This is a genomic window from Ruminococcus sp. CAG:57 (assembly GCF_000435935.1).
In the GTDB taxonomy this organism is placed as follows: domain Bacteria; phylum Bacillota; class Clostridia; order Oscillospirales; family Ruminococcaceae; genus Hominimerdicola; species Hominimerdicola aceti.
In genome coordinates this window covers 1,285-3,542 of sequence record NZ_FR890779.1, presented here as the reverse complement: position 1 = coordinate 3,542, position 2,258 = coordinate 1,285, and the positions used below count along the sequence as shown (strand labels likewise).

1 protein-coding gene is annotated in these 2,258 nt (G+C 39.3%); it reads left to right on the top strand.

All coding sequences use genetic code 11. The features are described from left to right. Positions 1-350: 350 nt before the first annotated feature. On the top strand, positions 351-2,258 hold a 1,908-nt coding region (locus QVO88_RS10040; protein ID WP_288177989.1), incomplete at its 3' end, for an ATP-binding protein.

The window sequence follows — 2,258 nt, the reverse complement described above, 5'->3', positions numbered from 1 at the left end:
AGATGGTAGTGTTGATGTCAAGGAAAGGTAAATAAGAACCAGTCTACTGCGAAAATATGTGTCAGCTTGTAACCTCGGATTAGATGTCACAATTTGAGACAGTGGATTAGATGTCAGGCATTTTGGGATGATTTTTGGAAAATGAAAAAGGGTGACAACCAATCCTGCAAGACTGACTCCTATTGAAATCGGTCAGGGAGTAACCTATAAAGAGGCAAAATTAACATTTTTTGCCAAAAGTATATCCCGATTTCAATGGAGGCTGGCAACCACATATTGTTTTTGTAGGTGAAATTATAGAGGTTAGGGATGAACGATAAATTGGGATTTAAAGGATGTGAATGAGCAGCATGAAGAAAACAAAAGAAGGAATTAATTTAAAAAAACTCCTTAGGCTGAAGAATACAGGCAGTATCTTTGTGATTGCGGGGCTTTTGACGATTTTTGTAATAGCGTTGTACACATTTATTCTGCAAAGTTCTTACACTAAGACCGCCCTTGAAACAGAAATCATACGTGACACAGCGAGTGCAGATGCAGTACACAAACTTGTGAATGGAAGAATCGGCAAAGAAGATTTTGATCAAATCAAAGATCAATCTGATGAAAAGAAGCAATTATATAAGGATATTTCTTCATATTTTAATGAAATCAGAACACTGAATTCTACTCGATATATTTATACCGCTACAAAAAATGAAGAAGGAAAACTCGTTTATGTGGTAGACGGTTTGGATTCGGATGCGGATGATGTAAGACACCCTGGAGATTATATTGAGGAAGAAATGGTCCCGTATATTGATAGGGCTATTTCTGGGGAAAATGTGTACTCTCAGGATATCATTGATACAACATGGGGCCCGATTTTTACGGCTTGCTATCCTGTAAGAGCAAATCATGATGGGACAGGAGAAATCATTGGCGCATTTTGCATTGAAATGGATATGCAATCAGCTTATGGAATGGTTGAAGAGACGAATCATATTTCCATCATCTGCGGTTTAGTCGCAGGGGCTGTATTGCTTTTGATTTGTCTATATACCTATTATGTTTACCAGAAAAGCAAGGCAGAAGAGCAAAAACAAAAACAATTATTAATGACCGCCGCTGAGGAAGCAGATGCTGCCAACAAAGCAAAATCTGCGTTTTTGCTTAGTATTAGCCATGACATCAGAACGCCGATGAATGCCATTATTGGATTTACAAACATTGCGCTTCACCAGAACACGGTTTCAGATATTCATGATAGCTTGGAGAAAGTTCAAAAAAGTTCGAATCATCTTCTCTCTTTGTTGAATGACGTTCTGGATTTTACTCGCATTGAAAGTGGAAAAGTTACTATTTCGCCCGAGCCGGTGGACATTACTCAATTGACAGATAACGTCCAGGCGATTATGAATGGACTTCTTTATAATCGAGATCTTAAGTTTGAAGTACATCGAGAAATCCCAAAGAACCCATATGTCCTTGCGGATGTTGCGCGTATCCGAGAAGTTTTGGTGAATCTTCTTGGCAATGCTGTGAAATTCACAAATGACGGCGGAAAGATCACTTTGGATATCAGCAGTTACCCAGGAGCGGATGAGAAACATATCATAACTCGTTATGTTGTTCGTGATAACGGTATTGGCATGAGCGAAGAGTTCCAGAAAAAATTATTCGATCCGTTTTCACAAGAAGATGATGCTAATGCCAGAACCCAATATAAGGGAACCGGTCTTGGTATGGCCATCACAAAAAAATATGTGGATATGATGGGCGGTTCGATCGCTGTTGAGAGCAAAAAAGGTGTAGGTTCTACATTCACAGTGGAGATCCCACTGGAGTTGTCAGAACAGGTTATTCAATCAGAACAAAAACAACATCTACATAGAGATTTGACGGGTATTCATGTTCTTATGGCTGAGGATAATGATCTAAATGCTGAACTTGCTACGATGATGCTGGAAGATGCTGGTGTGACCGTAACACGCGCATCAGACGGAAAAGAAGTTGTGGATTTGTTTAAAAATCATCCACGAGGCACATACGATCTTATTTTGATGGATATTATGATGCCAAACATGGATGGACACCAAGCAGCAAAAGCCATTCGAGCCTTGGGTATAGAGCGGTCCGATGCAGTTACGATTCCAATTATAGCTTTGTCTGCAAATGCTTTTATAGATGATATTCAGGAATCCCTGGATTCAGGCATGAATGACCATATTTCCAAGCCGATTAACATGGAGGAATTAATCGATACTATCACTAAATAC